This window comes from Noviluteimonas caseinilytica, assembly GCF_018406605.1.
Lineage (GTDB): Bacteria > Pseudomonadota > Gammaproteobacteria > Xanthomonadales > Xanthomonadaceae > Noviluteimonas > Noviluteimonas caseinilytica.
In genome coordinates, this window is the sequence record NZ_AP024545.1 from 1,647,180 (window position 1) to 1,669,209 (window position 22,030).

The 22,030-nt window shown below is 67.5% G+C and carries 18 protein-coding genes and 1 riboswitch; of the genes, 7 read left to right on the forward strand and 11 right to left on the reverse strand.

The features are described from left to right. Positions 1 to 40: 40 nt before the first annotated feature. Positions 41 to 1,339, reverse strand: coding sequence for an efflux RND transporter periplasmic adaptor subunit (locus LYSCAS_RS08095; protein WP_213433352.1), 1,299 nt, complete (start codon positions 1,337 to 1,339; stop codon positions 41 to 43). A gap of 201 nt (positions 1,340 to 1,540) precedes the next feature. Here LYSCAS_RS08095 and glmS point away from each other — a divergent pair, with 201 nt between their 5' ends. Further along, positions 1,541 to 3,379, forward strand: coding sequence for a glutamine--fructose-6-phosphate transaminase (isomerizing) (gene glmS, locus LYSCAS_RS08100; protein WP_213433354.1), 1,839 nt, complete (start codon positions 1,541 to 1,543; stop codon positions 3,377 to 3,379). A 15-nt stretch (positions 3,380 to 3,394) separates the two neighbouring features. On the opposite strand, the gene LYSCAS_RS08105 is transcribed toward glmS, so the two are convergent. From LYSCAS_RS08105 to LYSCAS_RS08130, 6 genes are all read right to left on the reverse strand, one after another. Beyond that, positions 3,395 to 5,719 (reverse strand): lanthionine synthetase LanC family protein, encoded by a 2,325-nt coding sequence (locus tag LYSCAS_RS08105; protein ID WP_213433356.1) that lies wholly within the window; start codon positions 5,717 to 5,719, stop codon positions 3,395 to 3,397. A 4-nt stretch (positions 5,720 to 5,723) separates the two neighbouring features. Continuing rightward, positions 5,724 to 6,761 carry a hypothetical protein gene (locus LYSCAS_RS08110; protein ID WP_213433358.1) on the reverse strand — a complete coding sequence of 346 codons (1,038 nt, stop codon included), beginning with the start codon at positions 6,759 to 6,761 and terminating at the stop codon, positions 5,724 to 5,726. Between the two features lie 59 nt (positions 6,762 to 6,820). Further along, positions 6,821 to 7,549: a hypothetical protein gene (locus tag LYSCAS_RS08115; protein WP_213433360.1), complete on the reverse strand. Its 729-nt coding sequence runs from the start codon at positions 7,547 to 7,549 to the stop codon at positions 6,821 to 6,823. Between the two features lie 234 nt (positions 7,550 to 7,783). Continuing rightward, complete coding sequence (btuB, locus tag LYSCAS_RS08120) at positions 7,784 to 9,673, reverse strand: TonB-dependent vitamin B12 receptor (protein WP_213433362.1); 1,890 nt, start codon at positions 9,671 to 9,673, stop codon at positions 7,784 to 7,786. A gap of 140 nt (positions 9,674 to 9,813) precedes the next feature. Then, positions 9,814 to 10,056, reverse strand: a riboswitch (cobalamin riboswitch). Positions 10,057 to 10,087: 31 nt separating this feature from the next. Continuing rightward, positions 10,088 to 10,465 carry a TfoX/Sxy family protein gene (locus LYSCAS_RS08125; RefSeq protein WP_213433364.1) on the reverse strand — a complete coding sequence of 126 codons (378 nt, stop codon included), beginning with the start codon at positions 10,463 to 10,465 and terminating at the stop codon, positions 10,088 to 10,090. Next, complete coding sequence (locus LYSCAS_RS08130) at positions 10,462 to 10,944, reverse strand: GAF domain-containing protein (protein ID WP_213433366.1); 483 nt, start codon at positions 10,942 to 10,944, stop codon at positions 10,462 to 10,464. The genes LYSCAS_RS08125 and LYSCAS_RS08130 overlap by 4 nt, the downstream gene beginning before the upstream one ends. A gap of 75 nt (positions 10,945 to 11,019) precedes the next feature. On the opposite strand from LYSCAS_RS08130, the gene LYSCAS_RS08135 reads away from it, so the two are divergent. The 4 genes from LYSCAS_RS08135 (at position 11,020) to LYSCAS_RS08150 (ending at position 16,933) form a co-directional block, all read left to right on the forward strand. After that, positions 11,020 to 11,754: a TMEM175 family protein gene (locus LYSCAS_RS08135; RefSeq protein WP_213433367.1), complete on the forward strand. Its 735-nt coding sequence runs from the start codon at positions 11,020 to 11,022 to the stop codon at positions 11,752 to 11,754. Then, entirely contained in the window at positions 11,751 to 12,434 is a 684-nt protein-coding gene (gene bioD / locus LYSCAS_RS08140) for a dethiobiotin synthase (RefSeq protein WP_213433368.1), read from the forward strand. Before LYSCAS_RS08135 ends, bioD begins: the two co-directional genes overlap by 4 nt. 185 nt (positions 12,435 to 12,619) lie before the next feature. Further along, on the forward strand, positions 12,620 to 13,789 hold the full coding sequence (locus LYSCAS_RS08145; protein ID WP_213433369.1) for an efflux RND transporter periplasmic adaptor subunit: 1,170 nt from the start codon (positions 12,620 to 12,622) through the stop codon (positions 13,787 to 13,789). A gap of 6 nt (positions 13,790 to 13,795) precedes the next feature. Continuing rightward, positions 13,796 to 16,933 carry a multidrug efflux RND transporter permease subunit gene (locus LYSCAS_RS08150; protein WP_213433370.1) on the forward strand — a complete coding sequence of 1,046 codons (3,138 nt, stop codon included), beginning with the start codon at positions 13,796 to 13,798 and terminating at the stop codon, positions 16,931 to 16,933. A 78-nt stretch (positions 16,934 to 17,011) separates the two neighbouring features. Here LYSCAS_RS08150 and LYSCAS_RS08155 read toward each other — a convergent pair whose 3' ends face one another. Continuing rightward, the gene (locus tag LYSCAS_RS08155; protein ID WP_213433371.1) at positions 17,012 to 17,407 is read right to left on the reverse strand and encodes a phasin family protein; all 396 of its coding nucleotides are present in this window, start codon (positions 17,405 to 17,407) and stop codon (positions 17,012 to 17,014) included. A 213-nt stretch (positions 17,408 to 17,620) separates the two neighbouring features. Between LYSCAS_RS08155 and ku the strand changes: the two genes are divergently transcribed. Both ku and ligD read left to right on the forward strand, forming a co-directional pair. Continuing rightward, positions 17,621 to 18,523, forward strand: coding sequence for a non-homologous end joining protein Ku (gene ku, locus LYSCAS_RS08160; protein WP_213433373.1), 903 nt, complete (start codon positions 17,621 to 17,623; stop codon positions 18,521 to 18,523). Between the two features lie 3 nt (positions 18,524 to 18,526). Next, positions 18,527 to 19,399 (forward strand): non-homologous end-joining DNA ligase, encoded by an 873-nt coding sequence (gene ligD, locus LYSCAS_RS08165; protein ID WP_213433375.1) that lies wholly within the window; start codon positions 18,527 to 18,529, stop codon positions 19,397 to 19,399. A 3-nt stretch (positions 19,400 to 19,402) separates the two neighbouring features. Here the strand turns inward: ligD and LYSCAS_RS08170 are convergent, their stop codons facing one another. The 3 genes from LYSCAS_RS08170 to LYSCAS_RS08180 all read right to left on the reverse strand — a co-directional run bounded on the left by LYSCAS_RS08170 (position 19,403) and on the right by LYSCAS_RS08180 (position 22,027). Then, positions 19,403 to 19,585: a hypothetical protein gene (locus LYSCAS_RS08170; protein WP_213433378.1), complete on the reverse strand. Its 183-nt coding sequence runs from the start codon at positions 19,583 to 19,585 to the stop codon at positions 19,403 to 19,405. A gap of 85 nt (positions 19,586 to 19,670) precedes the next feature. Then, positions 19,671 to 20,324, reverse strand: coding sequence for a sensor histidine kinase (locus LYSCAS_RS08175; protein ID WP_213433380.1), 654 nt, complete (start codon positions 20,322 to 20,324; stop codon positions 19,671 to 19,673). A gap of 11 nt (positions 20,325 to 20,335) precedes the next feature. Continuing rightward, positions 20,336 to 22,027, reverse strand: a complete 1,692-nt coding sequence (locus LYSCAS_RS08180; protein ID WP_213433382.1) for a response regulator — start codon at positions 22,025 to 22,027, stop codon at positions 20,336 to 20,338. Between the last annotated feature and the right edge of the window lie 3 nt (positions 22,028 to 22,030).

A 22,030-nucleotide genomic window follows, 5' to 3' on the forward strand; every position in this document is an offset into this window, starting at 1 on the left:
CGGGGATCGGGATGCTTGGGGGAGGAAAAACGTTGCGTCGTTAGTGGATGGAGATGCGTTCCGCGTCGCCGAACTGGTCGCTGCCGGAGACCACGATGCGGTCGCCTTCCTTGACGCCGTCGAGCAGTTCCACCGCGCTCAGGCTGCTGGTGCCGACGCGCACCGGACGCTTGATGGCGGTGTCGCCGTCCATGACCCATGCGCTGCGGCCGCCGCCTTCGTCGACGAACGGACCGCGTTCGACCTGCAGCACGTTCTTGCGCGTGTCCATCACGATGCGCGCGGACAGGCGCTGGTTCTGGCGCAGGCCCGGCGGCTGCTTGCCGGCGAAGCGCAGGCGCGCAGTGACTTCGCCATTCACGACTTCCGGCGACACGGCGGCTACCTGCGCGGCGAACGGATCGCCGCCCGCGTTGCGGATCTGCGCGGGCATGCCGATGCCGAGGTCGCGCGCGAAGCTTTCCGGCACCTTGATCTCGACTTCGAACTCGGACAGGTCGACGACGCTCAGCACCGGCGCGTTCTGCGCGACGTTGGCGCGCTGCGCCACCTGCACCTGGCCCACCTGGCCATCGAACGGCGCACGCAGCGTGAGGCGCGCGACCTGGCGCTGCAGTTCCACCACGACCGCGCGCTGGCGATCGGCGAGCAGCTTCTTGTTGCGCGTATCCAGGCCCGCGCCCTGGCCCGTCAGCGAGAGATCGCTCTTCGCATGCGACAGGCCGATGTCGGCCTTCTTCAGCGAGTCCTGCGCGCGCGCCACGTCGACCTGCGCGACGGCGCCGCCTTCGTAGGCCTTCTGGTTGCGCTCGAGGTCGCGCACCGCGGCCTGGCGATCGATGTTGGCCTGGTCGAGCAGCTTGCGGGCGTTGGCGCGCGCGAGTTCCGCATCCAGGCCGGCGCGGCTGGCTTCGGCTTCCAGGCTGGCGAGCGTGGCTTCTTCCTGCGCGAGCTGGCTCCGCAATTCGGGGCTGTCGATCTCGGCGAGCGGCTGGTCCTTGGTGACCTTGTCGCCGGCAACGACTTTCAGCGTGACCGTGCCGCCCGCGATCGCGTACAGCACCGGGCTGTTGGCGGCGATGACGCGACCGTCGGCGGAGATGTCGCGCACGAGGTCGCCGCGCGTGACTTCCGCGATGCGCACGCGTGACGAATCGACCGAGCGGTTGCCGGCGCTCCAGCCGGTGGCGACCCAGCCGATCATCAGCAGCAGGCCGACGCCGGCGGCGCCGCCGATGAGCCACGACTTCTTCAGCGGCGGCAGGCGGCGGCCGGTGGACGACGACGCGGGGGGCGGGGAGAGGGGACGATCCTGTCCGGAGGTGTCGCGGATGCTCATGGGGCGGGTCGGGCTCGCAAAGGGCACTACCCACAAGGAAGCACGGTTCGTGCCAGCTGCAAGGCCTTGATTTGCAAGGGCACGTCCGCATCTGTCCGGGTGTCCACGCGGACACGACGGCGGACGGCGGACAGTGCCTGCAGAGCTTGGCGCGTCGCGGGCCCCGTAAACTACGAACGACTTCCAGGAGTGTCCCCCTACATGTGCGGCATCGTTGGTGCGATCGCGAATCGCGATGTGGTCCCGGTCCTGATCGAAGGGCTCAAGCGGCTGGAATACCGCGGCTATGACTCGGCCGGCATCGCCGTGGTCGACGCCAACTCGCACGACGTGCGTCGCGTGCGCCGCACCGGGCGCGTGTCGGAAATGGAAGCGGCCGCGCAGGCCGAACACTTCGCCTCGCGCCTGGGCATCGGCCACACGCGCTGGGCCACGCACGGCGGCGTCACCGAAGGCAACGCGCACCCGCACGTGAGCCACAACGAACTGGCGCTGGTGCACAACGGCATCATCGAGAACCACGAGCAGCAGCGCGATCGCCTGCGCGCGCTCGGGTACGAGTTCGAATCGCAGACCGATACCGAAGTCATCGCGCACCTGATCCACTACTACCGCGCGCAGGGCGAAAACCTGCTGGGCGCGCTGCAGAAGGCCGTGCGCGAACTGCACGGCGCGTACGCGATCGCGGTGATCGACAAGCGCGATCCCGACCGCATGGTCGCCGCGCGCATGGGCTGCCCGCTGCTGGTGGGCCTGGGCGACGGCGAGAACTTCGTCGCGTCCGACGTCTCGGCCATCGTGACGTCCACGCGCCGGGTAATCTTCCTGGAAGAAGGCGACACCGCCGAACTCACGCGCGACAGCGTGCGCGTGTTCGACGCCGACGGCCAGCCGATCGAGCGCGAAGTGCACGTCTCCGACGTGTCGCTGGCCTCGCTGGAACTCGGCCCGTACCGCCACTTCATGCAGAAGGAAATCCACGAGCAGCCCCGCGCCGTGGCCGACACCATCGAAGCGGTGATCGACAACAACGGTTTCTCGGCCTCGCTGTTCGGCGACGGCGCCGATGCGTTGATGCGCGACGTGGAAGCCGTGCAGATCCTCGCGTGCGGCACGAGCTACTACGCCGGGCTGGTGGCGCGTTACTGGATCGAATCGATCGTCGGCATCCCGTGCGCGGTCGACATCGCCAGCGAGTATCGCTATCGCCAGGTCGTCGCCAACCCGAAGCAGCTGGTCGTCACCATCTCGCAGTCGGGCGAAACGCTCGACACGATGGAAGCGCTGAAGTACGCCAAGTCGCTGGGCCACGAACGCACGCTGTCGATCTGCAACGTGCCCGAGAGCGCCATCCCGCGCGCCAGCAAGCTGGTGTACTACACGCGCGCCGGTGCGGAAATCGGCGTGGCCTCGACCAAGGCCTTCACCACGCAGCTCGTCGCGTTGTTCACGCTGACCTGCACGCTCGCCAAGCTGCGCGGCGCGATGGATGCCGAACTGGAGCAGGGGCATCTCGAATGTCTGCGCCAGTTGCCGGGCAGCGTGCAGCACGCGCTGAACCTGGAACCGCAGATCGTGGCGTGGGCCGAGAAATTCGCGGGCAAGCAGCACGCGCTGTTCCTCGGCCGCGGCATGCACTATCCGATCGCGCTCGAGGGTGCGCTCAAGCTCAAGGAAATCTCGTACATCCACGCCGAGGCGTATCCGGCGGGCGAACTCAAGCACGGCCCGCTCGCGCTGGTGGACAGCGACATGCCGGTGGTGGTGATCGCGCCGAACGACAAGCTGCTGGAAAAGGTGAAGTCGAACATCCAGGAGGTGCGCGCGCGCGGCGGCGAGATGTTCGTGTTCGCCGACGCCGACAGCCAGTTCGGCGAATCCGAAGCGGTGCACGTGATCCGCACCCCGCGCCACGTCGGCGTGCTCTCGCCGATCGTGCATGCGATCCCGGTGCAGTTGCTGGCGTACCACGCGGCGCTCGCGCGCGGCACGGACGTGGACAAGCCGCGCAACCTCGCCAAGTCGGTGACGGTGGAATGACGCGAGCGCGTTTGCTCACGCGGTGAAAAAGGGGAAATGGGCGCCGGAAGGGTCGTCCAGTTCGGCGGCGAGGATCGCAGTCCCGATCTCGCCCTTGTACAGGCTGTGAGCCGTCAACTTTGCCGATCCGGACGCTGCGATGGCACGGTTTGCAAGATCGCGCGCCGCATCGCGCCATTCCGCGGACGGCTCGCTGCGGTGCATGTCCAGCAACGCGTAGGCTTGGCCGGTCGTCCCGCAGCACAACTGCCCGACGGCATGCGGATCGGAAGCGGCATGGCGCGCCGCGCCGCGCGCCAGCGCCTTGTAGTCCTCATCGCCGAATGCGCGCCATGCGGCGAGCCAGAGGTGCACGTAGCCAGCCGATCCATGACACCAGCCCGTCCAGAAGGCCGAGCGTTCCGCAGATCCGGCGCCCCGCGGCCAGCGCAAAGCGTTTAGCCCCCAGGGCTGCGCGTAGCCCGCCAATGCATCGCACGCCTCGCGCACGCCAGCGAGCGAACATTGATCCTGTGCCGTATCCCAGCGGAGCGTGGCGTAAAGGATTCCCGCCCAACCGTGTGCGATGCCGAAGTAGGAAGGTCCCTTGGAGTCACCGGGAAGCGCGTCGCGCAGGGCGCGCCAGAGCGATCTACGCAATTCGCCACCTCGGCCATCTAGCGTGGTGGGTACGGGCAATGCGTTGCGCACGAGCTGTTCGCGCAAATTCGCGCAGCCTAGAAGGACACTTGCAATCCCCACGGTAGCGTCAAGTCCCTGAGCCGGCTGGTGGGTGGACGCGATGAACGCTTCGATCGCCACGCGGAGTGCATTGCGATCCCGTCGCGCGATCGCCACGTACGCAGCGACGGTGTGCGGACCGCCATGCGCATGTAGCGGCGATGCAAGGCCCACCGTGCGCTGCGTGAGATCGAGGTCCGCGCTTTCGAAGGCGGTGGGCGTATGCGATTCCCGCACGGCCCGGCACGCCCACGCATCGGCGAGCGCCAACAAGCGCGGATCTTCGCGACGCAACGCAACGCGCAAGTGCATCAGCGCAATCCCGGCGGCGCCAAACGCTACCGAGGCCGTGGCGTCGCGAGGCCACGGTCCTTCCAGCAGCGGACTGTCCCAGTCGTATCGTTTCAGGATGCTGTCGATGAACGCACGCGATTCGTCGTCCCCCGTGACGGCGGCATCGGTCAGGGCCGATTCGCCCGCGCATGTCGCCAAGCCTTCCAGCGCGCATGCGAATGCATGCAGGTCGTCGAAGCGCTCAGCCGGATCCTTGTTCAGTGCTCGCGCGAATATCGCATCGGCGTCTCGTCGAAAATCGACCCCGCCCAAGCCCACCCCGATCGGCGGCGTCGTCGCGATTTCCTCCCAGGCGCGCTGCTGGTCGATCGACAACGCGATCGGGAATTTGTCGAAGAGCAAACGGTACACGAGCACGGCCAAGGCATATTGTTCGCTACGAAATGTGGCGGCCGGTGGCGGCGCACCGGCTAGCTTGGCCTGCGCGTACTCCGGTTCGAAATAGAGCGCATTTCCTCCGCGAGGGACTGTTCCGGCGTGCGCCGACACCACGCGCGCCAGTCCGAAATCGAGAATGGTCGCCATGCCATCAGCATCGACCAGGACGTTGCCCGCATGAATGTCGCCATGGACGATGTCTCGATCGTGCAACGCGGCGCAGGCGCGGAGGATCGCAACGCCTAAGGTGACGCGCGCAGGCAGCGAGGCCTCCTTTGCCCAGTGCAGCGGATCTCGGCCCTCGATCCATTCCAGTCGCAGGAAGTCGCGACCCTCCCAAGTGCCCGCTTCGATCAGTCTCGGCACGCAGCAGCCGTCGGCATGCGCCAGCATTGCGCGCTCGCGGTCGAATGCCGCATTCCGATCTACGCCTGGACGGGCGATCTTCAATGCTGCCGTGCCGCCCCCGTCCGATCCCGTGCAATAAACCTCAACGTCTTCCAGCGACTGCACGCAATGCAACACGTCGAATGCACCGCCGCGCGACAGGGTCGGAGCGAGTGCGTTGGCACCGGACTCTCCGGGGGCAACCAGCACCCCCTCTCGCCTGCACTGCCGAAGCAGGGGATAGGCCTCCATCAGGACTTGCCTCGGATCGAGCGCGTGGCGCAGCGCGAAGTCGACAATGGCATCCGCCACCGTGGTTGGGGTGCCGAACGCATTGAGCAGTTCGGCGCCCGCCGCATCGAGCGTTCGGGATGTCGCGCGGCTCCGGACTCGGCTCTGCACGCTGTGTGCGTCCTCGGCCAGTTGGTCGCGCACGCTGGGGTCGAGCGCGGACACCGGCGTGACCCGGACGTCGGGGTGAAGGACCAGCGCTTCGGCCAACGACTCACGCATGAGCGGGATGGACCCCCGGGTCGAGGGGCGCCCACGTGGTCGTGTCGACGCCCTCGAGCCGCAGGCGCTCCAGCGCGAATTGCAGCGGCGATTCGGCCAGGCGGGCGCCACCGCACAAGGTCACGGCAAGACGATCGGTGATCCATCGACGCCAGCTGGGACCTTGCCAAGGAAGGCGCGCGTCATCCCGGGGTGGGTCTGCTCCCCAGGACAGAACGCCACGCGATTCCAGCGCCGCCGTGAAGGGAACGCCATGCGCAGGCAGCGTTGCAACGATCGGCGACAACGCGGCGCACAACTCCTCGAGCGCCTTTCGATCCGGGAGATAGACCACGCATTTGTCGGGCCTAAGTAGCTGCTCGGTGTCCGACCCGATCTTGAAGCCACACACCGGCAGCGCATCGAACACCTTCATCAATCGTTCGAAGACCTCGACGAAAGCAGACGGCATCGGGCTGACATATGCTTTGCAGCGCGCGGGCGGGGCCCCTCGGCGTGAGAAATAGCGCCAGTATTCGGTCGTCGACGTGGACCACTCCAGCGGCGGCGCGAGTCGCCAGATTCCCGCGCGTTCGGCTGCCTCGCCGAGCGACGAAACGATCTCCGGCGTCTGCGGCAGCCGGAAGTAGTCGTACAGGCGGGAGGACAACACCAGCGGATCGTGCAGGCGCAACGCGGCCGCGTATCGAAGCGCATCCAGCGACAGGCGCCCGATGACGCCTTCGCCGACGAGATTTGCGTCCGGGCGTTCGATGGGACACCACGCGGCACCACCAACGAACCCGCGCTCGGTCTCGATCTCGATGATGTGGTCCAGCACGAGGCGTGCGACTGCGGCGTTGGCGACACCTTCGTCCGGATCGAGCAGGCATCGCGGCAGCGCGCCGGGCGTGCGTAGCGACAGCCACAGCAGTGCGGTGCGCAGGCAGACGGCCTTCATGTCTTCGCCGTCGCGCGCTGGCTTCAGGACACCGAAACACTCAGGATCATTGCGCAACCCTGCGAGGGTGCGCTGCTCGGTCGTCGCCATGCGCTCGAACTGCACGAGTTCGAAGGCGGCGCTCGTGCGGAACGTGGCGTCCAGCAGATTCAACGCTTCTGTTCGCCTGACAGTGCACGGACGCGCTCAAGCCGGGCGATCGCATCCTGCAGCGCCGCTCGCAACGCGGTGATCTCCGCGCTCGTGGTCGGCGCGCGCGCCGCGCCATTCACACCGGTGGCGATGGTGACGTGGCCGAGCAACGCCTGGAGCTCGAAGCGCTCGCGCTCTTCCATTGGATCGAAATCTTCCCTGGTCGACGCGTTTGTGCAACCGGTCGCCCCCGAGCAGCCCGCGACGCACGTACAGCCCGGGCAACCCGAGTCGGCGGCTGTGTCGAAAGGTTTCAGGACGCTGATCAACAGATCGCGGACGCGGAACATGCCGGCGGGCGGAATCACCGTTACCTCAGGCTTGTCGGCCTGCACGGGCTTGAGGGCGTCGACTTCCTTCAGTGTTGCCTGCAGCCGCTCGATGAGGGCATCGGATTCCTGGAGCGAACGCGGCCGCAGGGTGGCGCGTTCACGGTGGCGCGCGCGAACCCGAACGAGCGCCTGCTCGAGGAGAGCTTCGAGTTTCACGAGTTCGGCGGGATCCTCGAACTGCGGCGGGCAGTGTTCGCTGAAGTCGGAGCGTTGGTTGCTGCAGCCTCCGGGACAATCGCTGTACTGGTTCGTACACCCGTTGCAGTGCGTGTCGGGCGAACAATTGCCGCACTCGTTGATGTCGAGCTTCGCGCCGGGGATCAGGCTGACGATGAGATTGTTGACCTTGAACATGGCGCCCTCGCGTGCGAGTGATCTCGCATGCAAAGGAGCACGGCTCGCGGCGCGCGGGCCGGTCAGCGGGTGGCAGTGAACGTCGGTATCGGAACGCTACCCTCGATGCGACTGGACGGCGCCGCAAAGAGGGTTCGGCCCGTCGGGGAGACCGCAAGTGGCGGATTGACGTGAATCTGACTCACGTCGTGAACGGCCGTGGGCGCGGCCTTATTGCCGCGCCCACGGTCTTGTTCAATCAGGCGAATACCGCAAGGTCAACCCGTATTCGCGACCAGCCTGCGCGTAATACGCAGACGTCTCGTAGTCGTGGTCGAACACGTTGCTCGCGCGCGCCTGCAGCGTCCAGGCATCGGCCACGCGCCACTCGGCGCGCAGGTCGAGCGTGGAGAAGCCGGCGACTTCGAGCGTGTTGGCGACGTCGTCGAAGCGACGGCCTTCGCCGATCACCGTGGCCCCGATGCGCCAATCACCGAATGCGCGATCGACGTCCAGGCGCGCGGTCTTCTGCGCACGACGCGGCAGGAGCTTGTCGTAGTTCTCGCTGTCGTTGGTCCGGCTGCGGTTGCGCGGGTCGAGCCAGCTCGCCGCGCCGGTGATGTCCCAGCCGCCCAGCGTCGTGCCGGCCGTGAGTTCGGCGCCGCGAATGCGCGCCTGTTCGAGGTTGTTCGCCATGAACAAGGTGCTGTCGTAGACGATCAGGTCGTCGATGCGCGTCTGGTAGGCATCGAGCTGCCAATGCCATGCGTCGTGGCGCTGCCCCAGGCCGATGTCGAAGCTGTCCGAGGTTTCCGGCGACAGGTCCGGGTTGCCGTAGAACGGGAAGTACAACTCGTTGAAGGTCGGGGCCTTGAATGCGTTGCCGGCGCTGGCGGAGACGCGCAAGCCGTGCGACAGGTCGATGCCCCACGCGAGGCTGCCGGTCGAATGCCCGCCGAACTGTTCGTTGTCGTCGTGGCGCACGCTTGCCTGCACGTCGTTTCGGCCCAGGTCGCCTTGGTATTGCAGGAACACCGCACGGTTGTTGCGCGACCGCACCACGTTGCTGAAGGGATCGAACGCATCCAGGATCACCGCCGCATCGCGCGCCCAGTCGAAGCCTGCGGTGACCAGGTGTCCCTCGGCCACGCGGATGTCACCCTGCAGCGACGCGCCGTCGCGCTTGCTCTCGAAGCTGCCCAGCGGATCGTTGTCGCGCGACTGCACCGAGCGATCGACGTTGCGGCCGGCGGACAAGGTCCACGTGCTGCGCGCCAGTTCGTACTTCGCCTTGCCGCCGACGACCTGCTGCAGCGTCCTGGACAGGTCGGGCAAGCCGAACGCAGGTTCCGCGTCGTATTCGTTGCGGCCTTCGGCGCGCAGCACGTTCGCGTCCAGCGTGAGTGCATCGACCGGCTTGATGCCGGCGCGCAGCGAGACGGAATTGTTTTCGTAGCCGTCGTTGTCCGGATCCGGGTTTTCCATGAAGCAACCCGCGAACACGGGCGAAACCGCCCCCGTGCACGACTGGAAGCCATCGCTGGACTGGTGCGCGTAATCCGCGCCGAACCACGCGCGATCGAAGCCCACGTCCAGGCCCGCGCTCGCTTCGCGCAGGTTGTGGCTGCCGCCGCCGAGCTTGAAGCGCGTGCGCACGCCCGACTGCGGATGGCGCGTGAACACCTGGATGACGCCGCCGATCGCCTCGGAGCCGTACAGGCTCGAACGCGGGCCGCGCACGATTTCGATGCGGTCGATCATTTCGACCGGCAAATCCTGGATCGACGTGAGGCCCGACGTCGACGAGCCCACGCGCACGCCATCGACGAGGAACAGCGTGTGGTCGGATTCGGTGCCGCGCATGAACACCGTCGTGAGCTTGCCCAGGCCGCCCTGGTTGACGAGGTTGACGCCGGCGCGGCCGCGCAGCAGGTCGGCGAGCGAACGCGCCTGCGCGCGCTCGATCTCCGCGCGATCGATCACTTCGACCGGCGCGAGCGAATCATCGACGGTGACCGCGGTGCGCGTGCCGGTGACGACGACGCGGTCGAGCGCATCGGCGTCGCTCGCGTCCTGCGCATGCACGGGGGAAGAGGGAAGGAACACGGCCAACGCGATCGCAGTGGCCAGGGAAGTACGGAACATGGATTCAGCTCTCCGGCGCGCACGCCCGCGCGCCTTGGGTCAGCAAGGAAAGTCGCGGACGGAGGGAGCGAAGCGGATACGCGGGGCCGGGGGACAGCGAAACCAGCGACGGCGTGGCCGCCGCGATGCCCTCCGCATCGCAACCAGTCGACTCCGTGGCCGGTCTCCGGGCTTGCGCGCCGGACCGCCGTGCATCGATCGATGCGGGGCGGTCCCGGCCCGGGCGCCTTCCCGTGCGATGCACAGTGGCGGATGCCTGGGCCTTTGCGTGCCTACCGTTGCGGGGGCAGCGCCGGAATGGGATCGCTGTGCGATCCGTCACCGGCTTCCCGTTTCAACCCTTCGACGACAGCCGTCGGGTCACCACGAAGCGGGCGCAGTGTACTGCAGCGTGGGGCGCGCGGGCGCCGCGGGTCAGTCGGCGTCGCCGACCGGTTCGTCCAGCAGCTCGAACGCGGGCGCCGAATCCATGTGATTGTCGGCGACCTGCGTGGTCGTGACGGGCGAGGCGGCCGGGCGGTTGCGCGGCGGCGGGAGCAGGGCGATGGCGGCTTCGGCGGCCTGCACGAGCTCGCTGCGGCGCGCCTCGGGGACTTCCTGCCAGTGGCAGTCGAGCAACGCGCCTTCGAGCGCGTAGAGCAGGTTGAGGCTCGGCTTGAAGCCCGCGCGCTTGACGCGCATGAAGGCATCCACCGCGCCGACGGCTTCGAGGTCTTCGCGCGAACGCAGGCCGACCTGGCGCAGCCACGCCGCGCTCTTGGGACCGATGTTCCGCAATTTGACCGTGCTCACGCCATCGACTCCAGGAAAAGACGGGCGATTGTTTCCAACCCTGCCTGGTCTTCAACGCTGAAACGCGCGGGAACCGGACTGTCGATGTCGAACACGCCGACCAGCGCGCCGTCCTTCACGAGCGGCACCACCAGTTCCGACATCGAGGCCGAGTCGCAGGCGATGTGGCCCGGGAAGGCGTGCACGTCGTCGATGCGCTGCGTGGTGCGCGTGGTGGCCGCCTTGCCGCACACGCCCTTGTCGAGCGGGATGCGGATGCAGGCGGGCAGGCCCTGGAACGGGCCGACCACGAGCTCGGTGCCGTCGAAGAAATAGAAGCCCACCCAGTTGAGGTCGGGCAGCGCGTTGAAGACCAGCGCGGACAGGTTGGCGGCGTTGGCGATGCGGTCGCGCTCGCCGTACACCAGGGCGGCGGCCTGTTCGGCCAGCTGGGCGTATTGCGCCGGCTTGTCGCCGGACAGCGTGGAGGTCGTGAACATGCGCGGGAGTGTAGCAGCGGGGTCCTTCGGACCTCGTTACCATGCCCCCGCGCGCAGCATGCAAGGGGAGCGTCCATGGACTTGTCGCCACTGCCGGTCGAAGACGGCTTCCGCCTGCGCGGACAGAGCGTCACGCGGCTCGAAACCTTCGTCGATGCGGCCTTCGCGTTCTCGCTGACGCTGCTGGTGATCTTCTACAACGAACTGCCCGACACGGTCGCCGAATTGCGCGAGGCGCTGCGGCGCGTGCCGACGTTCGCCGCGTGCTTCGCGTTGCTGGCGTTGTTCTGGACGGCGCACAACCGGTGGAGCCGGCGGTTCGGGCTCGAGGATGCGAAGTCGACGGTGCTGAGCCTGTCGTTCGTCCTCGTCGTGCTGGTGTACGTGTATCCGTTGCGCATGGTGACGTCGAGCGGCCTGTCGCTGCTCACGCACGGCTTCGTGCCGAGCGAGCTGGGCATCGACCACGCGCACTGGATGCTCGACCTGCAGACGGCCTTCATGGTGTACGGCGCGGGGTTCGCGGCGTTGTCGTGGATCCTGTGGCGGCTCAATGCGCACGCGCTGCGGCGCGCGGATTTCCTCGAGCTGGATGCAGGCGAGCGCTTCCGCACGCAGAGCGAGATCGGCGCGTATGCGTTGATGACCGCGAGCGCGGCGGCGAGCGTGGTACTCAGCATGTTCCTGCTCGTGGCGCCGCCGTGGTTCCTCAACAACCTCACCGTCGGCGGGCCGATGTGGCTGTACTCGATCATGGGCTTCGGGCTCTGGGCGTATCGCGCGCGGCGCGACCGCATGGCGCGCGCATGACACGGCGCGGCCTTTTCGTCACCGGCACCGACACGGGCGTCGGCAAGACGCTGGTGTCGTGCGCGTTGCTGCACGTGGCGCGCGCGCAAGGATTGCGCGCGGTCGGCATGAAGCCCGTCGCGAGCGGATGCGACCTCGTCGACGGTGCATGGCACAACGAAGATGCGCTGGCGTTGCAGGCCGCGAGCGATCCGCGCCCCGACTACGCCGACGTCAATCCGTTCGCGCTGGCGCATCCACTCGCGCCCGAACTCGCCGCGCGCGATGCAGGCGTGGCGGTCACGCTGGCGCCGATCCTCGCCGCGCACGCGCGCCTGCAGGCGCAGGCGGACGTGGTGGTGGTGGAAGGCGTCGGCGGCTGGGCCGCGCCGCTGTCCACGCAACTGCACCAGGCCGATCTCGTGCGCGCGCTGCACCTGCCGGTGGTGCTGGTGGTCGGGCTGCGACTCGGCTGCCTCAACCACGCGTATCTCACGCAGCGGGCGATCGCCGAGGACGGCGGCCGTTTCGCCGGCTGGATCGCGACCGGCATCGATCCCGACATGGCGCGCGCCGACGACAACGTCGCATTGCTGACGGAGCGGCTGCGTGCGCCTTGCCTGGGGCGGCTGCCCTTCGAGGCAGGGCCCGATCCCGCGCGCATGGCCAGGCTGCTGCGCTGGCCGGAGACGTCGACCTGAGCCGTTTGGTTCCTTCGCATCCTTGCGTCGAGGGCGCCAATGCCGCGATGCGACATCGCAGCCGTTTCAATCGCAACCGTTGCGACGACGCGGAAGCAACCTGACTTCCAGCAGGGTGTCCGCTGAACGCGGGCGAGGCTAAACTGCGCGGTACAAAAATTCCAACCGATCCCTCGAGGACCCGCATGCGCACCCCCCATGTCGCACTGCTCACGCTCGCCTGCATCGCCGCGTTCGGCGCAGGCTGCTCCAAGGAAGGCAACAACGCAGGTCCCGGCGGACCCGGTGGTGCCATGCCGCCGCCGGAAGTCGGCGTCGTCACCGTGCAACCGGCCTCGGTGCCACTGGTGAAGGAACTCGTCGGGCGCTTGTCCGCGTATCGCAGCGCCGATGTGCGCGCGCGCGTGCCGGGCGTGCTCCAGCGTCGCGCGTACGAAGAAGGCAGCGACGTGGCGAAGGGCCAGTTGTTGTTCGTGATCGATCCCGCGCCGTTGCAGGCCGCGCTCGGCCAGGCCGAAGCCGCGCTCGCCACCGCGAACGCCAACTACGCCAACGCGCACGCCGCGGCGGAACGCGCACGCACGCTGGCGCCGCAGAAGTTCATCTCGCAGGCGGACCTCGACAACGCGCTCGCCGCGGAACGTTCCGCGTCCGCGGCGCGCCTGTCGGGCAAGGCCGCGGTGGATGCCGCGCGCATCAACCTCGGATATGCCTCCGTGCGCGCGCCGATCAGCGGCCGCGCCGGCAAGCAGCAGGTCACCGAAGGCGCGCTGGTCGGGCAGGGCGACGCCACGCTGCTCACCACCGTCGACCAGATCGACGAGATGTACGTCAACCTCTCCATCGGCGTCGATGAACTCGACCAGGTGCGCAAGGCCAGCGACGGCGGCCAGCGCAGCGTGCAGATCCTGTTGTCGGACGGCAGCGTCTACAAGCAGGCGGGCGCGGTCGATTTCTCCGGTGACGTGGTCGATCCGTCCACCGGCGCGATCGCGATCCGCGCACGCGTGAAGAATCCCGACCACATGCTGCTGCCGGGCACGTTCGTCACCGTGCGCGCCACGATGGGCGAACAGCGCGGCGCGTATCGCGTGCCCGCACTCGCCGTGCAGCGCGACGTGACCGGCCCGTACGTGATGGTCGTGGGCGCCGACGGCAAGGTGGCGCGCAAGAACGTCACGACGGAACGCCAGGACGGCGCGGACTGGGTGGTCAGCGCCGGCGTGGCGCCGGGCGACAAGGTGGTGGTGTCGGGATTGCAGCGCGTGCAACCGGGTGCGCCGGCGAAGGCCGTGCCGTACGTGCCGGAGAAGCCCGCGGGCACTGGTGCCGCCCCCGCCGCCAAGCAGGGCTGAGCCGCCATGTCCCGTTACTTCATCAACCACCCGGTCTTCGCCTGGGTCATCGCGATCATGATCGTGATCTCCGGCGTGCTCGCGATCCGCGGGCTCGGCGTGGAGTCGTATCCGAACATCGCCCCGCCGCAGGTCGGCGTGTTCGCCGCCTATCCCGGCGCGAATGCGGAAACCGTCGAACGCGCGGTCACGCAGATCATCGAGCAGCAGCTCACCGGCATCGACAACCTGGATTACTTCAGCGCGTCGTCGGGCTCCGATGGCAGCGCCTCGCTCAACCTCACCTTCAAGCCCGGCACCGATCCCGACATCGCGCAGATGCAGGTGCAGAACAAGGTGTCGCAGGCCACGCCGCGCCTGCCCGGCGACGTGGTGCAGCAGGGCGTCACGGTGTCGAAGTCCAACAGCGGCTTCCTGCTCGTCATCGCGCTGAAGTCCAGCGATCCGGCGATCGGGAAGGACGAGCTGTCCGACTTGCTCGCCTCCAACGTGCTCGACCAGGTCGCGCGCGTGCCGGGCGTGGGCAGCACGCAGCTGTTCGGCGGCCAGTACTCGATGAACATCTGGCTCAACCCGGACAAGCTGCACGCGTACGGGCTGTCGGCCAGCGACGTGCTGTCCGCGGTGCGCGCGCAGAACGTGCAGTTCTCCGCGGGCCAGGTGGGCGGCGAACCGTCGCCGGAAACGCAGATGTTCACCGCGTCGGTCGCGGCCGAAGGGCGTTTCACCAAGCCCGAGGAGTTCGAGAACATCCTGCTGCGCGCCAACGCCAGCGGTGCCGCGGTGCGCCTGCGCGACGTTGCGCGCGTGGAGATCTCCGGTTCCGCGCACGGCTTCGACCTGCAGTGGAACGGTCAGCCGGCCGCGGGTTTCGCGGTGTCGCTCGGCCCGGGCGAGAACGCGCTGGAAGTGGCGGCGGCGGTCAAGGCGCGCATGGCGCAGTTGCAGCCGAGCTTCCCGAAGGGCGTGGAGTGGTTCGCGCCCTACGACACATCGGACTTCGTGCGCATCTCGGTCGACGAGGTGATCAAGACGCTCGGCGAAGCGATGGTGCTGGTGTTCCTGGTGATGCTGCTGTTCCTGCAGAACCTGCGCGCCACGCTCATCCCGACGCTCGTCATCCCCGTCGCGCTGCTCGGCACGTTCCTGGGCATGTACGTGCTCGGCTTCACCATCAACCAGCTCAGCCTGTTCGGCATGGTGCTGGCGATCGGCATCGTGGTCGATGACGCGATCGTGGTGATCGAGAACGTCGAACGCATCATGACCGAGGAAGGTTTGTCGCCGAAGGAGGCCACGCGCAAGGCGATGCACCAGATCACCGGTGCGGTCATCGCGATCACGCTGGTGCTGGCGGCGGTGTTCATCCCCAGCGCCCTGCAAGCGGGCAGCGCGGGCGCGGTGTACAAGCAGTTCGCGCTCACCATCGCCATGGCGATGTTGTTCTCCGCGTTCCTCGCGCTGGGCTTCACGCCGGCCCTGTGCGCCAGCCTGCTCAAGCCCTCGGCGCACCACGAAGCGCGCAACCCGATCTTCCGCGCCTTCAACAAGTTCTACGGGAAGATGAGCACGATCTACGTCGGGCACATCGGCAGCGCCGTGCGGCATGCGCCGCGCTGGATGGCGGTGTTCGCGGCGTTGGCGATCGGGTGCGGCTTCCTGTTCTGGAAGATGCCGGGCAGCTTCCTGCCGGAAGAAGACCAGGGCTACGCATTCGCCATCGTGCAGCTGCCGCCGGGCGCCACCCTGCGTCGTACCAACGCCGTGTTCGAACAGATCCGCGCGAAGGTCGACAAGATGGAAGGCTTCGACGGGATGATGCAGGTGTCCGGCTTCAGCTTCATCGGCCAGGGCGAGAACGTCGGCATGGCCTTCATCAAGCTCAAGCCGTGGGACCAGCGCAAGATCACCGCGACCGAGTTCATCCAGAACGCCAACGGTGCGTTGTTCCCGATCCGCGATGCGCAGATCTTCGTGGCCAACCTGCCGACGGTGAATGGCCTGGGCCAGTTCGGCGGCTTCGACATGTACCTGCAGGACCGCACCGGCCAGGGACGCGACGCGCTGATGGGTGCGATGGGCACGCTGCTCGGCAAGGCGGGCGAAAACAAGGCGCTGGTGGGCGTGCGACCGAACACGCTGGAGCCTTCGCCGCAGTTGAAGCTCGATGTCGATCGCTTGCAGGCGCAGGCGATGGGCCTGGAAGTCGGTGACATCTACAGCGCCATCCAGTTGATGCTGGCGCCGATCTACGTCAACGACTTCGTGCAGGGCGGGCGCGTCAAGCGCGTGAACATGCAGGCCGATGGTCCGTTCCGAACGGGGCCCGAATCGCTCGCGCATTACTACACGCCCTCCAACACCAAGGATGCGGACGGCCTGCCGACGATGATCCCGTTGTCGAACGTGGTGAAGGCGAAGTGGGAAGTCGCCTCGCCCTCGCTCACGCGCTACAACGGGTTCGCGGCGGTGGAGATCGTGGGTTCGCAGGCGCCGGGGCACAGCTCGGGTGAGGCGATGAACGCGATGCAGGCGATCGTCGAGAAGGACCTGCCCGCGGGCTTCGGATACGACTGGGCGGGGCAGTCGCACCAGGAAATCCTGTCCGGCAGCCAGACCACGATGCTGATGATCCTGTCGATCATCGTCGTGTTCCTGTGCCTGGCCGCGTTGTACGAAAGCTGGTCGGTGCCCGTCGCGGTGCTGCTGGTGGTGCCGGTGGGCGTGCTGGGCGCGGTGTTGTTGTCGATGGCGCGCGGATTGCCCAACGACATCTACTTCAAGATCGGCCTGATCACGGTGATCGGCCTGGCGGCGAAGAACGCGATCCTGATCGTCGAGTTCGCGATCCAGGAACGCAAGGAAGGCAAGCCGCTGGGCCAGGCGGTGGTCGAAGCCGCCAAGCTGCGACTGCGCCCGATCCTCATGACGTCGCTCGCCTTCATCATGGGCGTGCTGCCGCTGGCGATCTCCACCGGCGCCGGCGCGAACGCGCGGCATGCGATCGGCACGGGCGTCATCGGCGGCATGCTGGCCGCCACGTTCCTCGGCCTGCTGTTCATCCCGGTGTTCTACGCGATCGTGCGCAGGATGCTGGGCGACAAGCTGGACGTCGCGCCGAAGATCGTCCACGAAGACGACTGATCGCCTCCGTCATCGCGCACAAAAAAACCCCGGCATCGCTGCCGGGGTTTTTGTTTTGCGGTGCTTGCCGCGGAAGGCTTACTTCGCCTTCGACGCCTGCTGCACGACCGTCTCGACGTTGCTCTTGGCCTGCGCGGTGGCGGCTTCGAACTGCGACTTGGCGATCTGGCCGATGGCTTCGTTGGTCTTCAGCGTGGTGCCGAGGACTTCCTGGCCGGTGGCGAGGTTGCGCTCGGCGGTCTCGCGGACGACCTGCAGGCCCTTCGGCATGACGGTCTTGAACTGGTCGGGGGTGCGGACTTCGGCGACTTCACCGAGGAACGCGAACGTGGCGGTGGCGCCGGCTTCGATCGCGGCCAGCTGCAGGCCGAAGACCTTGGTGGCGTTGTCGAGCGCGAGGCGGTTGATCTGCGCCGCGGTGTCGGCGAACTGGCGCGAGGCGGCGGCGAACTGTTCGTTGAACTGCTGGTACATGGCAGGGAGACTCCACGGGGGTCCACCGGGCGGGATGCCTGATGGTGCGGTGCAGCATAGACCTCGGGATGTTGCAGTGCAACAACCGTTCGTCGCGTCGTTGGGGAAGCAGCAAGGCGCCTGAATTCAAGGGCTTGGCCCTGAAACCGGCCATTCACGCGGCCACAACTCGGCCGGAGGGACGCTGCAAGGCCCACTCCCGGAGCCCCGGCCATGGCTGCCCGCCCCATCTGGAACGGCACTTTGTCGTTCGGCCTGCTGAACATCCCGATCCAGCTGATGACGGGCGAGCGCAGGAACGAACTGCACTTCCGGATGATGGATGCGCGCAACAAGGCGCCGGTGAAGTACGAGCGCGTCAACGCCGAGACCGGCGAAGAAGTGCCCTGGAAGGAAATCGTCAAGGCCTTCGAATACTCGAAGGGCAACTACGTGGTGCTCGAACCCGAGGACCTTGCCGCCGCGGCGAGCGAGAACCGGGAAGTGATCGAGATGGAAGCGTTCGTCGATCGCGAGCAGATCGCGCCGTCGTACCTGGAGAAGCCCTACATCCTCGTGCCCGGCAAGAAAGCCGAGAAGGGCTACGTGCTGCTGCGCGAAGTGCTGAAGAAGACCGGCAAGGTCGGCATCGGCCGCGTGGTGATCCGCACGAAGGAATACCTGACGATGGTGACGCCGCAGGACGACGCGCTGATGATGATCCTGCTGCGCTTTCCGCAGGAGATCGTCGACATCGCCGAATACAACATCCCCGAGGGCGGCGTGGCGAAGTGGAAGATCAGCCCCAAGGAACTGGAGATGGCCACGACGCTGCTCGAGTCGATGGCGGCCGATTTCGATCCGGAGCAGTACAAGGACGAATTCAAGGAACGCCTGTCCGCCGTGATCAAGAAGCGCTTGAAGCAGAAGGGTGCGACGACGACGGTGGAAGAGGAGGAAGGCCCGGCGCACGACGCGACGACGAACGTGGTCGACTTCATGGCGCTGCTGAAAAAGAGCCTGGAGAAGAAGGGCGACGCGCCGGCCAAGGCCACCGCGCGCAAGGCGGCCAAGAAACCCGCGACGAAGAAGGCCGCCACCAAGACGCCGTCGTCGAAGAGCAAGAAGAGCGCCTGACGCGTGGCGCGCAAGGGCGCATCGCTGCCCACGCTCAGCTCGCCCGATCGCGTGGTGTTTCCCGACGTGGGGATCACCAAGCGCGATGTCTTCGCGTACTACGAAGCCGTGGCCGATCGCCTGCTCGAAGACACCGGCGAACGCCTGGTGTCGGTCGTGCGTTGCCCGGACGGCATCGAAGGCGAGCGCTTCTTCCAGAAACACCTGGGGGCGAGCTTCGGCGCCGCCGTGCATCGGGTCGAAATCGCGGAGAACGATGGCAAGCGCGCGGAGTACGCCTGGATCGACGACCTCGCCGGCGTGCTCTCGCTCGCGCAGATGAACGTGATCGAATTCCATCCGTGGGGTTCGCGCGTGGCGTCGCTGGAAAAACCCGACCGCGTGATCTTCGACCTCGACCCGGACCCCGGCGTCACATGGCCGAAGGTGAAGACCGCCGCGAAGGAAATGCGCGACGCGCTCGCCGAACGCGGCCTGCAATCCTTCGCGCGCATGACCGGCGGCAAGGGCGTGCACCTCGTGGTGCCGATCGCGAAGCGCTATTCGTGGGACCAGGCGCGCACGTTCTGCGATCGCTTCGCGCACGACTTCGAAGCGCGCTTCCCCACGCGCTACGTCGCCACCGCCAGCAAGGCGAAGCGCGAAGGGCGCATCTTCATCGACTGGTTGCGCAACGGCCGCGGGGCGACCGCGGTGGCGAGCTGGTCGCTGCGCGCGCGCCCCGGGGCGCCGGTGGCGATGCCGGTGACGTGGGATGAATTCACGACGTTGCGCGCGCCGGACCGCTTCAAGCTGCGCGATGCGCTGAAGCGGATCGACGCGCGCATCTGGGACGACGCTTCGGCGAAGACGCAGCGCCTGCCGAAGCTTGAATGATCGTCAGTGGTGCGTCTTGCGGCCCGAGCCGCTCTTCTTGCCGCCGCCGTCCTGCTTGTTGACGGTGGCCCAGGCGCGGGCCTCGGCTTCCTTGTCCGGCACGCCCTTCTTCTCGTAGCCCTCTTCGATGTGCTGGGCCTGGCGCTTCTGCTTGTCGGTGTAGGCCTCTTTGCTGCCCTGCGGCATGGCGACCTCGCTGCGCTCGTGCGCGTGGTGGGGGAGGCCCGAGGCTAGAAAAGGTGTGGTCGACGCGGCGTCACCGCGCGCGCATTCAGGCGAGCGGCAAACTGCAACGCAGGCAGAACGACGACTGGCTATCGTCGATGACGCGCAGTTCGCCGCCATGGCCTTCGGTGATCGCGCGCGCGATGAGCAGGCGCAGGCCCAGCCCGTTGTCCGGCGGCGGGATCTGCGGCCCGTCCAGCAACGTGGCGCGCACCTCGCCGGCGATCGCCGGCCCGTTGTCCATCACGGTCACGAGTGCGCGATCGCCTTCCCGCGCAATGGTGATGCGCGCGCTATCCGCATCGCGCGCCATCACCTGCTCCAGCATCGTGCGGAACAACTGCGGCAAGCGCGTGCCGTCGGCGCGTACGGTGAGGCCCTTCGCGTCGTCACCGACGTGCATTGGTTCCACCATGCAGCCCTGCACGCCGGCCAGCGCCATGTCGAGCGCGCCGTCGAGGTCGAGCTTTTCGGTCGCGTCGACCAGGCGACCCTGTTCGGCGCGCGACCAGTCGTCGAGTTCCTCGATCATCTTGCCCAGGCGCTGCGCCTGGCGCACGACGATGTCGGCGAGTTCCTTCGTGTTGCTGCCGCCCGGATCGCTGCGCATCAGGTAAGCGGCGGTCTGCAAGGACGTCAGCGGACTGCGCAGGTCGTGCGCGAGCCGGTCGAACCACGGCCGCTGCGTCGGCGATTGCATGGCGTCTCCCATCAGCTGAGCCGCACGGCGTCGTCGCAGATGGTGCGCACGATATCGAGGTCCGGCGGCTTGACCAGGTGGTGGTCGAAGCCGGCTTCTGCCGTGCGACGCCGGTCGTCGGGCTGGCCCCAGCCGGTGACGGCCACGAGCACGCGCTCTTCGCCGCCGGGTTGCGCGCGCAGGCGCCGCGCAAGTTCGTAACCGCTGAGGTTGGGCATGCCGATGTCGAGGAACACGAGGTCGGGGTTGAAGCGCTCGACTTCCGCCACGGCTTCCTGCGGATCGTAGAGGCGGCGCACGTCGTGGCCCAGCAGCTCCAGCATCATCGCCAGCGTGTCGGCCGCGTCGCGGTTGTCGTCGAGCACCAGGATGCGGCGCGTGCCGGCGGGCGCGTGGCGGGAAGGAACGACGGGCGCGGGGGAAGGAAGCACGGGGGCGTCGCGGAGCGGCAGGTTGACGCGGAATGTACTCCCCTGCTCGAGGCCGGGGCTTTCCACGGAGATGACGCCGCCGTGCATCTCGACGAGCTGCTTCACCAGCGTCAGCCCGATGCCGAGGCCGCCGCGCGCGCGTTCGATCGACGTATCCACCTGCGCGAACAGTTCGAAGATGTCACCCGTCTGCTGCGCCGTCAGGCCGATGCCGCGGTCGTGCACGCACACGCTCACCATGCGGCCATCGCGATGCGCTTCGATCTCGATCGGCCGGCCGGTGTCGGAATACTTGGCCGCGTTGCTGAGCAGGTTGGAGAACACCTGCGACAGGCGTTCGCCGTCGGCGAGCATCGGCAGGTCGATTTCCGGCAGCGCGACCTGCAAGGGATGCGCGCCCGCTTCGAGCACCGGGGAGGCCGTCTCGATCGCCGCATGCAGGATCTGCTGCAACGTCGTGGGCTCCGGCTTCAGCGTGAGCTTGCCGCGGCTGATGCGCGCGACGTCCAGCAGGTCGTCGATCAGGCGCACGAGCAGGCCAAGCTGGCGCTCCATCATTTCCTGCAGCGGATCGTCGCCGCCGGTGAGCTTGCGGATGCTCACGGCATTGCGCAGCGGGGCCAGCGGATTGCGCAGTTCGTGCGCGAGCGTGGCGAGGAATTCATCCTTGCGCCGGTCCAGCTCGCGCAGCTGCGCTTCGGCGCGCGCGCGTTCGCCGATCTGCGATTGCAGGTCGACGTTGCGCTGGGCGAGTTCGACGTTCGCCAGGCGCAGGGATTCGTTGAGTTGTTCGAGTTCGCGCGCCTTCTCGGTGCGCAATGCTTCGTTGGCCGCGGCCAGGCGTTCGTTGGCCAGCTGCAGTTCGCGACGCTTGCGGAACAGTTCCGCCAGCACGACCACCTTGGAACGCAGGATCTCCGGGATCACCGGCACCATCACGTAATCGACGGCGCCGAGCTTGTAACCGCGCATGCGGTCGAGGTCGGACACGTTGACGGCGGTGACGAAGATGATCGGCGTGCGTTCGAAGCGGGGATGCTGGTGGATCAGGCTGGCGGTTTCGAAGCCGTCCATGCCCGGCATGTTCACGTCGAGCAGGATGAGCGCGAACTCTTCCTGCATCAGTTTCTGCAGCGCTTCCTGGCCGGAACTGGCGTCCACGAGCCGCTCCCCGAGCGGTTCGAGGATGGCGCGGTACGTGAGCAGCCGCCCCGGCTGGTCGTCGACGAGGAGGATGTTGACCGGGGCGGGCGCGGATCCGGCGGGTTGCATGCC